The sequence below is a fragment of the Shewanella sp. SM87 genome (assembly GCF_025653705.1).
GTDB lineage: Bacteria > Pseudomonadota > Gammaproteobacteria > Enterobacterales > Shewanellaceae > Shewanella > Shewanella oncorhynchi.
Map to the genome: position 1 here is coordinate 1 of NZ_JAKKSC010000030.1, position 19,101 is coordinate 19,101.

Annotated in this window: 16 protein-coding genes and 3 pseudogenes; 11 read left to right on the forward strand and 8 right to left on the reverse strand. The window is 45.0% G+C overall.

The window, feature by feature from the left end; translation table 11 throughout:
* Positions 1-232 (forward strand): annotated as a pseudogene (locus tag L5M11_RS19065) (IS4 family transposase); the annotation flags it as partial.
* A 50-nt stretch (positions 233-282) separates the two neighbouring features.
* Here the strand turns inward: L5M11_RS19065 and L5M11_RS19070 are convergent.
* Complete coding sequence (locus L5M11_RS19070) at positions 283-699, reverse strand: META domain-containing protein (RefSeq protein ID WP_263185897.1); 417 nt, start codon at positions 697-699, stop codon at positions 283-285.
* Positions 700-770: 71 nt separating this feature from the next.
* Between L5M11_RS19070 and L5M11_RS19075 the strand changes: the two genes are divergently transcribed.
* Positions 771-1,001 carry a hypothetical protein gene (locus tag L5M11_RS19075; RefSeq protein ID WP_263185898.1) on the forward strand — a complete coding sequence of 77 codons (231 nt, stop codon included), beginning with the start codon at positions 771-773 and terminating at the stop codon, positions 999-1,001.
* Positions 1,002-1,037: 36 nt separating this feature from the next.
* Here the strand turns inward: L5M11_RS19075 and L5M11_RS19080 are convergent, their stop codons facing one another.
* Entirely contained in the window at positions 1,038-2,054 is a 1,017-nt protein-coding gene (locus tag L5M11_RS19080) for a GGDEF domain-containing protein (RefSeq protein WP_263185899.1), read from the reverse strand.
* A gap of 168 nt (positions 2,055-2,222) precedes the next feature.
* On the opposite strand from L5M11_RS19080, the gene L5M11_RS19085 reads away from it, so the two are divergent.
* Both L5M11_RS19085 and L5M11_RS19090 read left to right on the forward strand, forming a co-directional pair.
* Positions 2,223-2,765, forward strand: a complete 543-nt coding sequence (locus L5M11_RS19085) for a GNAT family N-acetyltransferase (protein ID WP_263185900.1) — start codon at positions 2,223-2,225, stop codon at positions 2,763-2,765.
* An 80-nt stretch (positions 2,766-2,845) separates the two neighbouring features.
* Positions 2,846-3,196, forward strand: coding sequence for a hypothetical protein (locus L5M11_RS19090; RefSeq protein WP_263185901.1), 351 nt, complete (start codon positions 2,846-2,848; stop codon positions 3,194-3,196).
* A gap of 38 nt (positions 3,197-3,234) precedes the next feature.
* On the opposite strand, the pseudogene L5M11_RS23910 reads toward L5M11_RS19090, so the two are convergent.
* Positions 3,235-3,648, reverse strand: a pseudogene (locus L5M11_RS23910) (GNAT family N-acetyltransferase).
* Between the two features lie 158 nt (positions 3,649-3,806).
* Between L5M11_RS23910 and L5M11_RS19100 the strand changes: the two are divergent.
* Positions 3,807-6,221: a TonB-dependent receptor domain-containing protein gene (locus tag L5M11_RS19100; RefSeq protein ID WP_212599759.1), complete on the forward strand. Its 2,415-nt coding sequence runs from the start codon at positions 3,807-3,809 to the stop codon at positions 6,219-6,221.
* Positions 6,222-6,393: 172 nt separating this feature from the next.
* On the opposite strand, the pseudogene L5M11_RS19105 reads toward L5M11_RS19100, so the two are convergent.
* The 3 genes and pseudogenes from L5M11_RS19105 to metK all read right to left on the reverse strand — a co-directional run.
* A pseudogene (locus L5M11_RS19105) lies at positions 6,394-6,719 on the reverse strand (transposase); the annotation flags it as partial.
* Positions 6,720-6,796: 77 nt separating this feature from the next.
* The gene (locus tag L5M11_RS19110) at positions 6,797-7,282 is read right to left on the reverse strand and encodes a hypothetical protein (protein WP_105252989.1); all 486 of its coding nucleotides are present in this window, start codon (positions 7,280-7,282) and stop codon (positions 6,797-6,799) included.
* Positions 7,283-7,424: 142 nt separating this feature from the next.
* Positions 7,425-8,576, reverse strand: coding sequence for a methionine adenosyltransferase (metK, locus tag L5M11_RS19115; RefSeq protein WP_113939808.1), 1,152 nt, complete (start codon positions 8,574-8,576; stop codon positions 7,425-7,427).
* A gap of 445 nt (positions 8,577-9,021) precedes the next feature.
* Between metK and tkt the strand changes: the two genes are divergently transcribed.
* The 6 genes from tkt to nhaD all read left to right on the forward strand — a co-directional run bounded on the left by tkt (position 9,022) and on the right by nhaD (position 17,394).
* Positions 9,022-11,016, forward strand: a complete 1,995-nt coding sequence (tkt, locus tag L5M11_RS19120; RefSeq protein WP_028761630.1) for a transketolase — start codon at positions 9,022-9,024, stop codon at positions 11,014-11,016.
* A gap of 116 nt (positions 11,017-11,132) precedes the next feature.
* Entirely contained in the window at positions 11,133-12,149 is a 1,017-nt protein-coding gene (epd, locus tag L5M11_RS19125) for an erythrose-4-phosphate dehydrogenase (protein ID WP_105250098.1), read from the forward strand.
* A 134-nt stretch (positions 12,150-12,283) separates the two neighbouring features.
* Positions 12,284-13,459, forward strand: coding sequence for a phosphoglycerate kinase (locus L5M11_RS19130; RefSeq protein WP_263167476.1), 1,176 nt, complete (start codon positions 12,284-12,286; stop codon positions 13,457-13,459).
* A 222-nt stretch (positions 13,460-13,681) separates the two neighbouring features.
* Positions 13,682-14,749: a class II fructose-bisphosphate aldolase gene (fba, locus tag L5M11_RS19135; protein WP_028761627.1), complete on the forward strand. Its 1,068-nt coding sequence runs from the start codon at positions 13,682-13,684 to the stop codon at positions 14,747-14,749.
* Positions 14,750-14,954: 205 nt separating this feature from the next.
* The gene (locus L5M11_RS19140) at positions 14,955-15,692 is read left to right on the forward strand and encodes a YdiY family protein (RefSeq protein WP_028761626.1); all 738 of its coding nucleotides are present in this window, start codon (positions 14,955-14,957) and stop codon (positions 15,690-15,692) included.
* A 232-nt stretch (positions 15,693-15,924) separates the two neighbouring features.
* The gene (nhaD, locus tag L5M11_RS19145; RefSeq protein WP_173246601.1) at positions 15,925-17,394 is read left to right on the forward strand and encodes a sodium:proton antiporter NhaD; all 1,470 of its coding nucleotides are present in this window, start codon (positions 15,925-15,927) and stop codon (positions 17,392-17,394) included.
* Between the two features lie 193 nt (positions 17,395-17,587).
* Here the strand turns inward: nhaD and L5M11_RS19150 are convergent, their stop codons facing one another.
* Positions 17,588-18,106: a hypothetical protein gene (locus tag L5M11_RS19150; protein WP_173497322.1), complete on the reverse strand. Its 519-nt coding sequence runs from the start codon at positions 18,104-18,106 to the stop codon at positions 17,588-17,590.
* Positions 18,107-18,116: 10 nt separating this feature from the next.
* Entirely contained in the window at positions 18,117-18,938 is an 822-nt protein-coding gene (locus L5M11_RS19155) for a cytochrome c3 family protein (RefSeq protein ID WP_263185905.1), read from the reverse strand.
* Positions 18,939-19,101 lie beyond the last annotated feature (163 nt).

Here is a 19,101-nt window from a genome sequence, read left to right on the forward strand (position 1 = left end):
GGTCCACCCCAATCAACTGAGTTTTCGAGATGCGGCGAGTTATATCATCTTCAAGTTGACACAACTGTCATCACAAACACCGGGGAATGTCCCGAGAGACGTATTGGATATAGAACGAAATGCACGGCAATTTAAGCTGGATGGTAAACGGGAAAGGGCATATCCACGAGTTCTTAAAATGAGCAAAAACAAGTTCCCGGTTAGACCAAAGAAAAATGCCGTTCACTCTTAAGTGAACGGCATTAGCCATTGGCGGTTTTTTTATGCTGACAAGTTTTATGGTTACTTCATTTGGCTTAACACTAACACTGGCTTGTCGTCGCTGTTAAGTAAGGTAAGTCGGCCTTGCACTAATTTTGCTTTGGTAACTAATGGCATAGCTTGCATCACTTTGTGCTCTTGCTGCATTAGGGCATCCACGCAGGCTTTCATTGTGCTACCGGCAGGAGATAGCTTAAGCTCTTCGCCTTGCTGAGTATATTGACCGAAAAAGTTATTGCAGCTGTTGTTGCCGTGTAATTTACCTTCGGCCTCAAAGGTGATTTGCGCTGGGCTGTAATCGATAGTCGGTTGGCCTTGAACCATTTCAATGTGCCAGTTGCCTTCTAATGGAATGGTATCATTTGGGGCTATATCGGCACTTTGGCAGGCTGTGATGCCTAAGAGTAATGCACCTAAGATGAATGTTTTTTTTAACATCGTTGCGGTTCCTTTTTCCATGATTATGGCCATAGTGTGACAAGTTTTTCGTAAGATCTAAAGGGGTTTATATGACAGGCTCATTTAAAAGTACTCTGAATTTGTTGAAGTTTTTACATTGGTTAGGTGTATTGATGCTAGTTTGTGGATTTGGGTTTTATATGTTGACGCAATGGAGTCTAGAGATAAGCGGCATGTTATTGATCTCAAGTCTGATTGGTTTAGGGTTGGTCTTAATGTCGCCCTATCCTGTGGTGCTGTTTATCCAATGGGCGAAGCGCCAAGATGAGCATTCCAAGTAATTTTGTACTGCCTAATTAAGCCTAAATTTCATTAAATCAAAGCTCTGCCGAATCTGCGGCTGGATTATCGTACAAGCTTGAGTCAATGATGGGTTCTACTGGTGTGTCTGCGGCTTGTGGTACAGGTGGGCGCATTGAATCGAGTTTGCCCCGCGCGAGTTCCATCATAGGTGCAAGCTTAGCGCTGGATTCTGGAGTGAAGAAACTGTAACTCGCATCGAGTTTAAGCTGATGGTTTTGTTGTTCTAGCTGCTTTTCTACTCGCTTCATAATATGTAGAACATCCCGTTCACCATCCACAAAGGCCAGTACCACAAATTGAGTGTTGTTGTAGTGGGCGGCAACGTCAGCGGTTCTTATCGTATCTTGGATCAACTTGCCTAACAGCCTGTGGTGATTATCTTCGAGGGGGATGGGCGTGTTATCCGTGCTCAGTAATTCAAAGAAGATGATGCCTGCATGGGCACCAAAGCGGCGGCCTAAATTGAGCTGTCTTGGCGCCATCATCAAGAAGCCGTAATGGTTGAGCATGCCGGTTTCTTGGTCGCGCATCGAAAGGGATTCAATTCTATGGTTCTGACACAGCAGAGATAATTCCTGTTGCAGTAAAATCTGAAATGGTTCGAGCATAGCGGCATTGACTAGTGGCTCTGTTATATGCGGGTTGAGTACACACAGGGCACCAAATTGGCTACCATCCGGCCAAGCGATAGGACGTGAGAGAATATGCTGAATACCATCAAAATCCCTTGGTAAATCCTCTAACATAAAGCTGCCGAGGTTTTGATATAAACCATCAGGTTGGCTGTTTTGTATCTGTTTGAAGAGTTCGAGTTCTGGTGGATATAAAGTGCCTGCGGTAAATTGCGGTGTTTCAGTGATTGAACTGACGATGATCTCAAACCCTGCACTGATTTTTTGGAATATGAAAACTGTGTTGGCGTTGTAATAGCTTTTGATGAGCTCACATTGGTGCATCCAGCGAGTGAGATTCACTTGTTGATTGTCGCTATCAAGTAAACTCAAGTTGGGATTAATGGTTTCGGGCAACATACAAACGCCTAACTATGGCTAAATATCCATTAAGTTTGCGAAATAAAAGGATATTTAGCAAATCAAAGCCCTAAATAATACCCTGTTCTAGCTGTGCCTATTAACCCAACCGAGTATACTGGCGGGCTGAAATTGGGCCCAAAGCCGAAATAATGCTGTGAGAATACTGTGAAAATTAGACTAGCCTTACCTCAAGATGTTGATTTCTTAGCGATGCTAGAGAAAAAACATCTTAATGATGAATTAGCTTCCGCCAGTATGGGGTTACAAGGGCAAGCTTTTTCCCACGGTGAACTGAGCGAATTAGTGCTGCACCATTGGATTGTAGTGGCACTGGTTGAGCAGCAGATCGTCGGTTATGTGATTGCAGGCCGTTGGGGATTTTTCGAACATTGGCCCATTTACCGCACTTTGTTGAATCGTTTGGGGCAACTCGATTGGGATGGACCTAAATTAACTAAGGCCAATTCTTGCCAATACGGGCCGATTTGGGTGCAGCAAGCCTACCGTGGGCAAGGGATTTTCGAGGCATTAGTCCGTGAAATTCGTCGCCAAGTTGCTCCGCATTTTAGCTATATGCTGACCTTTATTGCTGAAGATAATGAACGTTCCTTTGCCGCTCACTCTGGTAAAGCGCACATGCAGGTGGTGGATTTTTTCACCGTTTCGGCAAGGGATTATTATTTAATGGCGGCAAAGACCCAAGCTTAGTTGTTCGACGATAGAAATTAAGGATTCAATCTCTACTGTGTAAATAACCTGAGTTCAGGTTAAATAACGGAGATAAATACATGAAAGTACAATTTGTTGAGTCACTATTAACGGCCTATGCCGAAGTCAATTTATCGGCTTGGGACAACTTGAGATTGGTCCTATCTGAGTGCGCTCACCATGAATATGAGGCGAGGGGATTTGAAGTCGAGTTTGTTTCCGATTCAGGGCAAGCGCAGCATTATTGGGTACAAGTGGGGAACATTTGGCTCGATTGTGGCCGAACCAATGCCTATTCTGCGACGATAACGCAACTGAGCGATGCGCAAGTCAGCCGCACGAATACGAAAAAGGCGCTAGAGTGCGCCATTTTATCCCAAGAGCAGATTGGTCTACTGTGCATGCAAAACGCCCATTTCGACCATTGCTAAGTGCGCTTATTCAGCCAGTTTCTCAATCGCTTTTTTGATCAATACTTCTTCATCAGAAAGATGCGCTGAGGGGTAGTGGTGACTGTACCTATGATCTCAAACCCTTGTTTTTCATAAAATACAGGGGCTTGAATCGATAAGGTATTCACTTGAGCGACCAAGCAACCCCGTTGCTTCGTCTCAGCTTCGGCAAGCGCCATGAGTTTGCACCCAAGCCCTGTACCTCTGGTTTGGTCATCAACCCAGACAACATTGATTAAGAAGTTTTTTATAGATAGTCCGTCCACCCACACCACCAATCAACTTGCCAGTTTCATCGCGTGCTATGACAGTCAAAGGCACTGATTTCTCGGGTCCTAAGAGCCCAGCAGCCCAGCATTATATTGCCGAACGCAGTCTATCAGCGCATCCACAATCGCGGTATTTTCTTCACTCATAACTTCAAAGTTCATGTCAAAAACTCTTTCTGGAATGTGATTACTTTATAAACGTAAATGTTATTTCTGTTGTATTCAACTTTTGATTGATCTCACTAATGTTAATCATTATCATTCGCGAAATCATTTATAGGTTACATTTGTAAACTAAGTTTACTAAACAGGAGAGGTTTATGTTATTTCGTCAAACTTGCTTGGCAGTTGCCATTACCGCTGTATTTGCGGGTAATTTTGTCCAAGCCGAAGAGGCTCCCGACAGAAAAATGGAAGTTATGGTTGTTACTGCCTCTGGATATGAACAGAAATTGGTTGATGCACCTGCCAGTATTTCTGTTATCACCCAAGAAGATTTGATGATAAAACCTTATACCACTCTCCTAGATGCAGTGCGTGACTTGGAAGGGGTTGATATTGGTGAAACCCGTGATAAAACAGGGCAAGGTACCATCAGTCTACGCGGTATGGGATCTGACTATACCTTAATCCTTGTCGATGGTAAGCGTCAGAATAACCATGGTGATATTTATCCAAACAGTTTTGGTGGCAATCAATTTGGTCATGTACCACCACTTGATGCTATTGATCGAATTGAAGTTATTCGTGGGCCAGCATCAACGTTATACGGTGCAGATGCTCTAGGTGGTGTGGTGAACATCATCACTAAAAAAGTGGGCGACGAATGGTCTGGCTCTATCACTCACAGCCGAACTCATCAAACCAATGATGCCTATGGTGAAGATATCACTACCGATTTCAGCGTGATGGGTCCCCTCATTAAAGGCGTTCTTGGGTTATCTATTCATGGCAGTATCTATGATCGAATGGGGTCTACACCAGAGTACGCACCAGTAGATTATCCTAATGGAGAAGTACGCACTCGTTCACTCGGTTTTGGTGGTGGCGGTAAAACCGTCGATAACGAAAATCATATGTTAGGTGGTAGTTTAAGTTGGACGTTAAATGAACATCACAAAATTTGGTTTGATTTAGATTCCTCATCTCAAGATTATGATAATACACCACTGATCAATGATAACGGTGAACGCGAGTATCCGCTTGGTACTGTTGATAATATCGATAGTCTCTGGATTGCCAGTAACTTCTGTAAAGGCGGCGTAGGTTCCCGTGAGGCTGCTTGTCTAGCCAGCGGTGGTGAATGGGCAAGACGCTCAAATCCGCGAGCGGGTTACAGCGAGACTCAAAAATTTACCCGTGATGCTTGGGCGTTAACCCATGAAGGTGCTTGGGATTTTGGTACAAGCTTTGTGTCACTATCCTATGTCGACACACAAAATAATGGCCGCACACTGCCATTTACCACTGCTGAGCGAGTATTACTACTGCAGATGATTGATGGTAAAGGGGATTACACCGGCATGACTGAAGCCGAACGTAAAGCGATTGCTGAATCCACTTTCCTGCCTAGACCTAAACGCGAAATGGCAAGTAATCAATATACGCTTGATATGAAACTCGATATTCCATTTGAAGCTGCTGGAAATCATGTCGCAGTGACGGGCGCACAGGTGATTCGTGGTGAGTTGAAAGACGGTGTATTTGGTATGGAAGAAGGTACGCCGGGTGCAGTACAAGAACATAATATGTGGTCTGTTTTTGCTGAAGATACATGGAGCATGACTTCTGATTTATCTGTTACTGCGGGTTTACGTCATGATGATCATGAAATATTTGGCAACCAACTCAGCCCACGTCTATACGGTGTTTACACCATTAATAATGAGTGGACAGTAAAAGGTGGGGTGAGCACAGGTTTTAAAACACCTAAAACCACACAATTGTATGATGGTGTCGTTGGCTTTGGTGGCCAAGGAACCTCACCGCAATTTGGTAACCCAGATCTCGAAGCTGAAACCAGTGTGTCCAGCGAAGTCGCCTTGTATTGGTCTCATCCAGATGGCCATAATTTTAACGTCACTATCTTTAAAAATGACTTTGACGATAAGATTGCTTCACAACCCTGTGGTAAAGGTACGAGCATAGAATGTTCCGATGCGGGTGAATATGCTGATTTAGGTTATGCAGTCAGTAGCAAAACAGTCAACATAGATAAAGTTACTATTCAAGGTGCTGAGCTCGCGGGACGTTGGGAAATTCTAGATGCCTTAACGTTAAATGCTAATTATACCTACACAGATAGCGAGCAGAAAAGCGGTGCAGAGCAAGGTCGTCCACTCGGCAACAGTGCCAAGCATATGGCAAACGCGACATTAAAATGGGAGTTGACCGACTCATTTAACGTATTCTTGACCTCAGAATACCGTGCTAAACGTTATCGCTCTTGGGATATCATTAATGATGCTGCACTTTACTATAAGGGTTATAACGTGTTCCATCTTGGTGGTTCTTATCAGGCGAGTGAGTTTGTCACCTTCAACATGCGAGTAAATAACTTGTTTGATAAAGATTTTACTTCATACGATATTGTCTTCACCGAATGTAGTGACACTAGCACCACTTGTGTCTCTGACGATAATGGCCAAAATGGATACACAGCATCTTACGTTGATGATTTCAATAACAAAGATAAGGCCCGTAACTTCTGGGTTGGTATGAATGTACGTTTCTAAACTAATACTCTGTGCATTAGTCATTATTTGATATTCATGGGCGATAGATAAAAATGAGAGTTACCCGTTTGATAAAGGTATCCACTATCAATTAAACAATAGGGTAACTCTCATTACTCATTACTCATTACTCATTACTCATTACTCATTACTCATTACTCATTACTCATTACTCATTACTCAGTGCACCTGCACTGTGCTGGTGAGYCYGCACTATCGAGCCATCAATAAAGACCCATTCCGTGTCGGCCATTTTCGCTAAAGCTTTGAATAAATAGGCCTGAATGTCTTTTTAGAGCATAAATAAAACCGTCTAAAGACCGTACTCCAATGGCTCAACTCTTTGGGTAAATCTTGCTAAGGGATACCTGTTAGAAGGCGGTAAAGAATGCCTTCGAATATTTGTCTATGTTCAGGTTTATCATAAACATGGCCTGTGCTGTTCATTAAATGAAATAGCGTTTCCCTGCGTGCATTGGTTAGCATCAGTATTGGTATGCTGTCTAAAAATCATCCTCGAAAGCTCAATAGACCCTAGATGAAGTCAGAAAAATTAAAGGTGCTAGCGTATAAGCCTACAGAATGAGCCATTGCCCGTTTGGGTAAGTACCAATATAACCAAAGGGGATTCTTCCACAGAGATACCAAGATAGGCGTTCACTCGTAAAGGCTGAAAGTTTAACGTCAGCTAGGAGCAGTGTTGCGAGCGTATTAGCGTCATCGGATGTCAGCGCGCATATTTCTGCAACGGGAATAATTTTCCAAGTGGAGAGGTAAGCTGACTTAGAAATTTCATCGACTTCGCTGTCAGAAATCCAAGCATGCACATCATTTACTACTGCCTTTGTTTTTAACGAATTTGCCAAGTCATGGTCTGTTACACACAGGCTTTCATAGTGGATTTCGTAAGGTGTTTCAAAAAAGGCTTCAGGATCGGATTCAAGAAAAGCGGCGATCTCCTCTAATGTACCGTATGTCTTTGCAGTTTCCTCTGGCAGACCTACGTTGGCTGCCCATGCACAAGATTGAAGTTGCTGTAATAAGATGGCGTTATCGGTCATGGGGTCTGTGCACTCTAATGGTCTGTGTATATGCTGCTTTTATTTTGCCATATTTGTAATCTAACTAAATGTCAGACATAAAAAAACCGCTGGGTAGCGGTTTTTCATGGGTCTTAAGTGTAAAAATTGAAATGAATTAAGACTATAGACCCGCGTCAGCGCGCAATATTTCGGCTTTATCAGTTGCTTCCCATGGGAATTCGCTGCGACCAAAGTGGCCATAAGCGGCGGTCGCTTGATAAATTGGACGTGCTAAATCTAGCATGGCCGTTAAACCGTATGGGCGCAGTTCAAAGTGTTGACGTACTAACTTGATCAGCACTTCTTCAGACACCTTACCGGTACCGAAGGTCTCGATGCTGATAGAGGTAGGCTCTGCCACACCAATAGCGTAAGACACTTGGATTTCACAGCGATCAGCAAGACCTGCTGCAACGATGTTTTTTGCTACATAACGGGCAGCATATGCCGCGCTACGATCCACTTTTGATGGATCTTTACCAGAGAATGCGCCACCACCATGACGGGCCATGCCGCCGTAGGTGTCAACGATGATCTTACGACCCGTTAAGCCGCAATCGCCTACTGGACCACCGATAACAAAACGGCCAGTTGGGTTGATAAAGAACTTAGTATCTTTGTTTAACCATTGAGCCGGTAATACTGGCTTGATAATGGTTTCCATCACGCCTTCAATTAAGTCGGCTTGTGAAACGTCATCTCTGTGCTGAGTCGATAACACAACTGCATCGATACCGATAATTTTGCCATCATCATAGGCAAAAGTGACTTGGCTTTTCGCATCTGGGCGTAACCAAGGTAGCGTGCCATTTTTACGCACTTCAGACTGACGTTTCACTAATGCGTGGGCATAGGTGATAGGTGCAGGCATCAGAATGTCGGTTTCGTTGTTGGCATAGCCAAACATTAACCCTTGATCGCCAGCACCTTGCTCTGCAGGGTCTGCGCGGTCTACACCTTGATTGATGTCGGGTGATTGCTTACCAATGGCGTTTAATACTGCGCACGAGTCTGCATCAAACCCCATATCTGAATGGGTATAACCAATTTCACGCACCGTTTTACGGGTGATTTCTTCAATATCAACCCAGGCAGAGGTAGTGACTTCACCACCCACTAATACCATGCCGGTTTTGACATAAGTTTCACACGCTACGCGTGCTTTTGGATCTTGAGCCAGAATTGCATCTAGCACAGCATCAGAAATCTGATCTGCAATCTTATCGGGATGACCTTCTGATACCGACTCAGAAGTAAACAAGTGCTTTGCCATAGTAGGAAAATCTCGTCGTTAGCATTCAAACGTGTAGAAGCATCTACATCTAGACGGCTATTTTAGTTTAAATCCGATTGCCGATCACCCCCGATAATAAAAAATCCTCTCAGATTGTGACCTGAAAACGACTACGCTCTGTCATAAATAGGTTATTTTACTTATATTTCATAGCATTAAGTTTACTATGTTTTTGAGAAATTTATTTCTCCATTACAAGTGATCCTTGCTATGCCCTCTCAAGTAAACGCCAGCAAAGTGACTGGCTTGTTTCTGCGACTTGTATACCCAAGCGACCTGAATCCTGCATCTTCAGGTTGTTTGGGTACATATTCGCCCATCTTTTGCTGAGTGAATGGTAATTTTAGTTTGCGTCACACTGGCATGTAGGGGAAAATATGCATCCAAATTGCCCGCTAGACCCCACAAACAAGCAGGAGAGAGCATGTCTTCCCGTAAAGTACTCGCAAACGCAATCCGTGCGTTAAGTATGGATGCAGTTCAAAAAGCAAATTCAGGCCATCCCGGCGCCCCAATGGGTATGGCAGATATTGCTGAAGTGCTGTGGAATGATTTCCTTAAGCACAACCCGAACAATCCGAAATGGGTAGATAGAGATCGTTTTATCCTCTCTAACGGTCACGGTTCAATGCTGATTTACTCTTTACTTCACCTGACTGGTTATGAATTACCAATTGAAGAGCTAAAACAGTTCCGTCAATTGCATTCTAAAACCCCGGGTCACCCAGAATACGGTTACACCCCAGGTGTTGAAACCACAACGGGTCCACTCGGTGCGGGCATCAGCAACGCTGTCGGTATGGCGATTGCTGAGAAAACCTTAGCGGCACAGTTTAACCGTGATGGTCACGATATCGTTGATCACTACACTTACTGCTTCCTCGGCGATGGCTGTTTGATGGAAGGCATTTCCCACGAAGCCTGTTCATTAGCCGGTACTTTAGGTTTAGGTAAACTGGTCGCATTTTGGGATGACAACGGTATTTCTATCGATGGCCATGTTGAAGGCTGGTTCACCGATGATACGCCAAAACGTTTTGAAGCTTACGGCTGGCATGTGATTGCCGGTGTTGACGGTCACGATAGCGCGGCAATCCGTGCTGCTATCGAAGCGGCTAAAGCCGTTACCGATAAACCAACCATGATTTGCTGCAAAACCATTATCGGTTTTGGTTCACCCAACAAATCTGGCAGCCACGATTGTCACGGCGCGCCACTAGGCGATGCAGAAATCGCAGCCGCCCGTGAATTCCTTGGCTGGCCACATGCACCATTTGAAATCCCTGCTGACGTTTATGCCGGTTGGGATGCCAAAGAAGCCGGTGCGGCCCGTGAAGCAGCGTGGAACGAGAAGTTTGCAGCATATCGCGCTGCTCACCCAGAACTGGCTGCTGAATATGAGCGTCGCGTTCTGAAAGGTGAATTACCGGCTGATTTCGAAGAAAAAGCGCAGGCATTCGTACAAGCATCACAGGACAAAGCCGAAGGCATTGCGAGCCGTAAAGCCTCACAAAATGCTATCGGTGCATTTGGCGCTATGTTGCCTGAACTGTTAGGCGGCTCTGCTGACTTAGCGGGTTCTAACTTGACACTGTGGTCAGGTTCTAAAGGTATTCAAGACGATCCAGCTGGTAACTACATTTACTACGGCGTGCGTGAATTCGGCATGAGCGGCATTATGAACGGTGCTTCGCTGCATGGTGGTTTCATCAATTACGGCGCAACTTTCATGATGTTCATGGAATATGCTCGTAACGCAGTTCGTATGTCGGCGCTGATGGGCATTCAAAACATCTTCGTTTATACCCATGACTCTATCGGTCAAGGTGAAGATGGCCCAACGCATCAGCCAGTTGAGCAATTAGCTAACCTGCGTATGACGCCAAATATGGCCGTATGGCGTCCATGTGATGCGGCAGAAACGGCAGTTTCTTGGAAAGCTGCGATTGAGCGCCGTAATGCACCTACGTCACTGATCTTCAGCCGTCAAAACCTGAAAGCGCAAGCGCGTACCGCTGAGCAATTAGCTAATGTGGCTAAAGGTGCTTATGTACTGCAAGACTGTGCGGGTACACCAGAGCTGATCCTGATCGCAACTGGTAGCGAAGTACAATTGGCAATGGATGCAGCCGCTGCACTAACTGAGCAAGGTAAACACGTTCGCGTAGTTTCTATGCCATCGACAACTGAGTTCGATAAGCAAGATGCCGCGTATAAAGAATCTGTATTACCACGTGCAGTGACTAAACGTGTGGCTATTGAAGCGGCGCATACCGATTTCTGGTACAAGTACGTCGGGTTTGAAGGCACAGTTGTGGGCATGACCACATTTGGTGAGTCTGCGCCGGGTAACGTGCTATTGAATCACTTCGGTTTCACCGTTGAAAATGTGCTGAATGCTGCAAAATCATTGGGCTAATCGCTCAAGGGATTAGATTCAATACAAAAGGTTAAACTTTTTAAGTGTTAATCTGTATAATGCGGCCTGCAATCGTTTGCAGGCCGTTTTTGTATTAAGAGGAAATTGAGACCTCAATGATCCGAGTCGCTATCAATGGTTATGGCCGTATCGGCCGCTCTATTCTCCGAGCTTTATATGAGTCTGGAAAACGGCAGCAAATGCAGATTGTCGCGATTAATGAATTAGCTAAACCTGAAGCCATTATTCATCTGACCCAGTACGACACCACCCACGGTCGGTTTGCGCACAAAGTGAAGCTTGTTGATGATCATATGCTGATTGGCGACGATGCGATAAAAATTCTCCACGAGCCCGATCCGGCAAAACTCCCTTGGCACGAGATGGACATAGATATTGTCTATGAAGCCACAGGCGTATTAGTCGATCGTCAAAGCTGCGAAGCCCATATTCACGCCGGCGCTAAACAAGTGCTGATAAGTCATCCATCCTCAGCTGATGTCGATGGCACGATTGTCTATGGGGTGAACCACGATTTACTCCGCGCCGAACACACAGTCGTTTCCAACGCTTCTTGCACCACTAACTGTATCGTGCCTGTGATCGATGTGCTCGACCGCCACTTCGGCGTTAAAAGCGGTGCGATTACCACTATCCATTCGGCGATGAATGATCAGCAAGTGATTGATGCTTACCATGATGATTTGCGTCGTACCCGCGCCGCTGGTCAATCGATTATCCCTGTCGACACTAAGCTTGCCCGCGGTATTGAGCGGATCTTGCCGCACATGAAAAATAAGTTTGAAGCGATTTCGGTGCGCGTGCCCACCATCAACGTGACCGCCATCGATTTGTCCGTGACCTTAGAAAAAACCGTCGATATTGCCACAGTCAATCAGGTGCTTGAATCAGCCGCCAATGGGCGATTTAACGGCATCTTAGGCTATACTGATGAGCCCTTAGTCTCATGTGATTTCAACCATGATCCGCGCTCCAGTATTGTCGATGGTACCCAGACCCGCGTGAGCGCCGGTCAGTTGGTGAAGTTACTCCTGTGGTGCGATAACGAGTGGGGTTTTGCCAATCGTATGTTAGATACGAGTTTGGCGATGATCGCGGCCAAGCGAGGCTGATAAAAGTAGATTATTCACTTGTGGGTCACTGAATTTATGCCAATTCGACGGGATGTCGAGCGCCGAGCGGCAGTCAATTCATACCGGCTATGTGTGAAACAGTTTGTTTTTTGATTATAAAAGGAAGCGTTACCATGGCAATTATCAATATGTCAGATCTGGATCTACAAGGTAAGCGCGTGCTTATCCGCGAAGATCTCAATGTCCCTGTCAGCAACGGCGTCGTCACCAGTGACGCACGTCTGCGCGCCTCTCTACCGACTATCGAGTTGGCCCTTGAAAAAGGTGCGGCTGTGATGGTGATGTCGCATTTAGGTCGTCCGACCGAAGGCGAATACAATGCTGAATATTCTCTGCAACCTGTGGTCGATTATTTGGCAAAAGCCCTGTCTTCTCCTGTGCGTTTAGCGACCGACTATTTAGATGGCGTTGACGTTGCCGTGGGTGAAGTGGTTGTGTTCGAAAACGTGCGTTTCAACGTGGGTGAAGGCAAGAACAACGAAGCCTTATCGAAAAAAATGGCGGCGCTGTGTGATGTCTATGTGATGGACGCCTTCGGTACTGCACATCGTGCCCAAGCATCGACCCATGGCGTGGGCATGTTTGCCCCAATCGCCTGTGCCGGTCCATTACTGGCGCAAGAATTAGATGCCTTAGGTAAAGCGTTAGATAACCCTGCGCGTCCAATGGTGGCTATTGTCGGTGGCTCTAAAGTGTCGACTAAGCTGACCGTGCTAGAAAGTCTTTCAGGCATAGTCGATCAGTTAGTGGTTGGCGGCGGTATTGCCAATACTTTCATTGCGGCGGCGGGCTACAATGTCGGTAAATCGCTGTATGAAGCGGATTTGATCGACGAAGCTAAGCGTTTAGTGGCTAATGCTAAGAGCCGTGGCGCCGATATTCCTGTGCCGACCGATGTGGTCGTTGCGGGCGAGTTTAGCCCAACAGCAGCGGCAACGTTAAAATCGGTTAGCGAAGTCGCTGATGGCGAAATGATTTTCGATATTGGTCCAGATAGTGCTGAAGCACTGGCTAAAATCATCGAATCTGCTGGTACTATCGTGTGGAACGGCCCTGTGGGCGTGTTCGAATTCGACCAATTCGGTGAAGGTACTAAGCGTATCGCCCAAGCGATTGCTGATTCAAAAGCGTTCTCTATCGCAGGCGGTGGTGACACTTTGGCTGCGGTTGATAAGTACGGTATTGCCGATAAAGTGTCTTATATTTCGACTGGCGGCGGTGCTTTCCTCGAGTTCCTCGAAGGTAAAGAATTACCGGCTGTGGCTATGTTAGAAAAGCGCGGCGCTTAATCATTAAGTTTTAAACACGCGGCGCATAAGACGCTGCGATAAGCTCTGATAACATCAAAGCTTTGATAAAAAGTAAAAAATTATAAAAAAACCGCCCGTATTCATCTAAGGTACTTAATTTAAGTTGTTTATTTAAGGTACAGAGTTGAATGCGGGTATAAAAATCCATCCAAACGATAGCGACCTCGGTGATAGATATCACCCTATTATTGGAGTTAAAAAATGGCGTTAATTTCCCTACGACAACTACTTGATCACGCAGCAGAACATGGATACGGTGTGCCTGCGTTTAACGTTAACAACTTAGAGCAGATGCGTGCCATCATGCAGGCCGCTGAAGCAACAGACAGCCCAGTGATAGTGCAAGCTTCTGCTGGCGCGCGTAAATACGCTCGCCCACAGTTCTTAAAATATTTGATGGCAGCGGCTCTTGAGCAGTACCCAGATATTCCTGTGTGTATTCACCAAGACCACGGTACCGATCCTGATATTTGTCAGCGTTCTATCCAATTAGGCATGTCATCAGTCATGATGGACGGCTCTTTGATGGCTGACGGCAAAACGCCTGCATCGTACGAGTACAACGTTGATGTTACCCGTCGTACAGTGGCATTTGCCCATGCGTGTGGTGTGTCAGTTGAAGGTGAAATCGGCTGTTTAGGCAGCTTAGAAACTGGCCAAGCTGGCGAAGAAGATGGTGTTGGTGCATCAGGTATTTTAAGTCACGATCAAATGCTGACTAGCCCTGAAGAAGCGGCGCGTTTCGTTGCCGATACCCATGTTGATGCACTCGCGATTGCTATCGGTACTAGCCATGGTGCATATAAGTTCAGTCGTAAACCGACAGGCGATGTACTGCGTATCGACCGCATCAAAGAAATTCATGCGCGTATTCCTAATACTCACTTAGTGATGCACGGTTCATCTTCTGTGCCACAAGAGTGGCTAAAAATCATCAACCAATATGGTGGTCAGATCCCAGAAACCTACGGTGTACCATTAGAAGAAATCGTAGAAGGTATCAAACACGGTGTACGTAAAGTCAACATTGATACCGACTTACGTTTAGCATCAACGGGTGCCGTTCGTAAATTCTTAGCTGAACACCCAAGTGAATTTGATCCACGTAAATTCCTGAAAGCATCAATGGAAGCCATGGCCGATATCTGTACGGTTCGCTATGAAGCTTTCGGCTGTGCAGGTCAAGCATCTAAGATTAAGCCATTGTCTTTACAAGCAATGTATAAAGCGTACCAGTCTGGCGCGTTAGATCCTAAGATCAATATGTAAGCGTTATCGCTGAGATAAAAACCCGCTAAAGCGGGTTTTTTTATACTTAAAATAGCTGCAATTTTCATTTTTTAATCGTAAATGTTAATATCGCGCAGATTTTCAGGGGAAAATACTAACCCTTATTAATATGTGCTTATTCAGCATCGCTGGGACGAACAGATATTTATAGGGATTGGATTTAACGGAACAGGAACGGATAAACATGAAGAAAGTACTGACCGCAGCACTATTAATGACTGCACCTTTTATGGCGACAGCTGGGGCCGATTTTGTAAAAGGCGATGAGACATTCGCAGGTGAAGCTGAACTTGGTGCAACCTTAACCACAGGTAACACTGAAACCTCATCATTCAAAGGACGTTTAAATCTTAAGCATGAGCTTGGCGATTGGGAGAATCAGTACTTACTCGAAGGTTTATATAAAGAGGATACAGGTTCTGTTACCGCGAAACGCTATTTAGCGGGCGCACAAGGTAACTACAAGATGACAGATCGTAGCTACTTGTTTGCTAACGGTAATTATGAAGTTGATCCGTTCACAGGTTATGATTACACGCTATCTGGCGCAGCGGGTTATGGTTATAGATTCTATGATACTAGTAAGACCTTTTTAGATGTCGAAGTCGGTCCAGGTTATATCTATCAGCGTCTTGATACAGAGCAAGCACTTATCGAAGGCCATGACACCAATGACAGCGTCGTTGCTCACGGTGTGATCAACTTTGAAACCGAAATCACTGACACCTCTAAATTCCAACAACGTTTCGTTGCAGATTACGGTGATAAGCTCGATGCCCGCTCTGAAACTTCGTTAACGGCGAATATTATCGGCGCATTAGCAATGAAGTTTGCCATTATTGTGCGCTACAACAGCGAGCCGTTGGATAATAAGAAAAGTACAGATACAGAAACCAATATGACCTTGTTATATTCCTTCTAATGCTGTGACACTGATTTAGAAACTAAAAAGCACCTTTGAGGTGCTTTTTTATTGGCTCTTTTTAGACTAAGTTAAATGTTTCTTTATTAGTTATCGCTGTAGTTATACAAAAATTAATGTTTTAAACGCCTTTGGTTATAGGGTAATGCATAGAAAGTTGCGTTTTATCAACATTTACTATGCCGAAGCTATGGTAATTTTCGACTAATTTCCTACGTAGAGATGAACTTTAATGAAATTACAGCGGTTGTTTAAAGGCAGTGGAATGGCGTTATGGAGTCTATTCTGCGTTGCAATATTGAGCGGATTCTCACCTGCAGCATGGGCTATGACAGAAGGGATAGAACGGCTTAATTTAACCGCATCGAGTGTGGGTTATGTTGCCGTCTTTGTGTTTGTACTTGCATACATAATGGTGATGGCTGAGGAGTCGTTACATTTACGCAAGTCGAAACCTGTGCTGGTCGCAGCAGGGATTATCTGGGGCATGATAGGTTTTGTGTATGTACAAAATGGTATGTCTGAAGTGTCGGAAGCAGCATTCAAACATAACTTGCTTGAATATGCTGAGCTTCTACTCTTCTTACTCGTGGCGATGACTTATATCAATGCTATGGAAGAGCGAAATTTATTTGATGCCATTCGTGGTTGGCTTGTTGGCCGTGGGTTTAGTCTAAGAACCGTATTTTGGTTGACGGGGTTTATGGCGTTCTTTATCTCACCCGTGGCAGATAATTTAACGACTGCACTATTGATGTGTGCCGTGGTGATGAAAGTGGGGGCAGGGCAACGCAAGTTTATCACCCTAGCCTGTATCAACATTGTTGTTGCGGCTAATGCGGGTGGCGCGTTTAGCCCGTTTGGTGATATCACGACCTTAATGGTGTGGCAAAAAGGATTAGTGCACTTTAGCGATTTCTTCCATCTGTTTATTCCTGCTTTAGTGAACTTTGCATTACCCGCTGCCATTATGAGTGTGTTTATTCCACATTTCGTGCCAGAGCCAGAAAAAGAGCATGTTTATACTAAGCCGGGTGCTAAGCGAATTGTTGCGTTGTTTTTACTCACAATCGCTACGGCAGTGTGTGCTCATTCCTTCTTAGGTATGCCGCCTGTATTGGGTATGATGACGGGATTAGGTTTCTTACAATTCTTTGGTTTTTATCTGCGTAAAACCTTCAATCGTTCCGTTGCCCGCGAACGTGCAAAGGCTGAATTGCGTCAGGACGAGCAGCGTCTTCAGCAGCTTGGTAGTGTGGTGCCCTTCGATGTGTTTAGCAGGATCTCCCGTGCTGAATGGGATACCCTGTTGTTCTTTTATGGTGTAGTGCTATGTGTGGGTGGCCTTGGCTTTATGGGGTACTTGAGCTTAGTATCTGAGGCTTTGTATTCCAATTGGGATACGACTTATGCCAACGTGGCTATCGGTCTGTTGTCTTCTGTTGTTGATAATATTCCGGTGATGTTTGCTGTGTTGACGATGAACCCTGAGATGGCCTTAGGCCAATGGTTACTGGTAACGTTAACCGCAGGAGTTGGGGGCAGTTTATTGTCAATTGGCAGTGCTGCAGGGGTCGCGTTAATGGGACAAGCTAGGGGGATTTACACCTTTGGTGCCCATTTGCGTTGGACACCTGTCATTGCGCTGGGTTATATCGCGAGCATTTTAGTACATATGTGGCTCAATGCTGCGATGTTCTAAATAAAAGTACTGCTCATTCACCTTTTGGGCTGTATTGGTGTTTGTGAGTCGTTTTGTAGCGGATAATATCGCGAATTATTTAGCGAACAACATCGAGCTAACAAAATTCAATCGCATAACGTCTAGATATCAATGAATAAAATAGAGGCATCCGATGGATGCCTCTATTTGTTTGGATATGTCATGGGAAGGATTATTGCGGTAGAACTTGGATTAAATCCAGCTCGTTATTGGCTTTTGCACCGTAGATCTGAATCGCGACTTTAATTTGTGCCACTGAACCACTTGGATCCTGCTGAGCCCAATCTAAGCCAGCTATCTCAAATTGATATTGACCGCTTGTGACTTCGGTTAATTTACCGCTGCATTCTCCAAGACTTTGGCAACGATAATTTTGGGTAACATGCCAGTGTTTCCATGCCTTCGGATTCGAGGATTCCTTGGCTTTGTCGGGGAACCCAAAATAGTAAATATCATAGGTTTTTGCTGCAGTGATCGCTTCTTGTTGCGCATTCGTCAGTGAAAATTGAATTGTCCCTGTACTCGAGTCAAATTGCTCAAGCTTGAGATTTATTTGCGTTGCTTCATCAATGTTTACTGCATTTTCGACGGGAGGTGGCTGCGGCGTTTCAGGCTCAGTGTTATTGCTGTCACTGCCACATCCTACGAGCATTAATGTCGCGAGGGTCAATGTGAGTAATGGGTATTTCATCACAGTCTCCTTAATTGAAATGCCCTGTATGGCAAGTGGTGCATTCCATGTCTGTCTTTACACTTGCCGCTGAGCCTAGTGTGCTAGTGCTACCATGACAAGTTTGGCAATCTTGCGCATCTGGTGTTGGCTTACTACCAACAAGGGTGCCGATATTCTCCCCTTGATAGGCACGATTCAATACATCTACTAGGTAATAAGCCATAGACGCGGATAAGCGGTAGCAGCGTTCACCTTTTTTCGCGAATGGTAAGCCAGAAGCCTTTGACCAGTTACTGATAGATGAGTGACATAACACGCTCTTGGCTTTTGATGAACTGCCCACAAGAGCCGTTTTTTCTGCTGTCGAGCCAATACCAGTAACAAATTCAGGTGAAGATAAAGGGAGCGTTGTATTTTCGTAGTAGCGGAAGGTATTAGCTATCACGGCGTTATTGTGACCATTAATGTCATCTAAAATATTCACTAACATGCCTATCGCATTAAGATTACCGCAGAGCGTGCCTTGACCCGTTACCCCTGCAAAACCATAGGCGGCTAATGCCGTTGGAATTGTTTTGAACTTGTCTGCATCGGCACTATTAGATTGGGCTAGCATAGTCACAACGGCATGAAAAACTTGGTGCATACAACCACCACCCGTTTCATAGGCCAGTTTTGCTGTTGCCATTGCATCAAGTGGAACGTATTTAAGTTTCTCACCTATCGCTAATTGATATTGACCATCGGCATTCGTTGCCGCGAGAACCGATGTTCCCATGAGTGTTGCACCTGCCGCAGCGGTGCTAATACCAATAATACGGGTTAATGCTTGACGTCTATTTATGCTCATTATGTATTTCCTCTATGTAGGATTACTTCTATTTATCAAATGCTAAAGATAAATTGATGGCGTAAATTCTAAGCATGCTTGAGATAAATATTGTGATTTACGCCGGAGGATATTTGCCTTTTACATGAGCGGTAAATAGCGTCACTACAATAGAATTAACCGA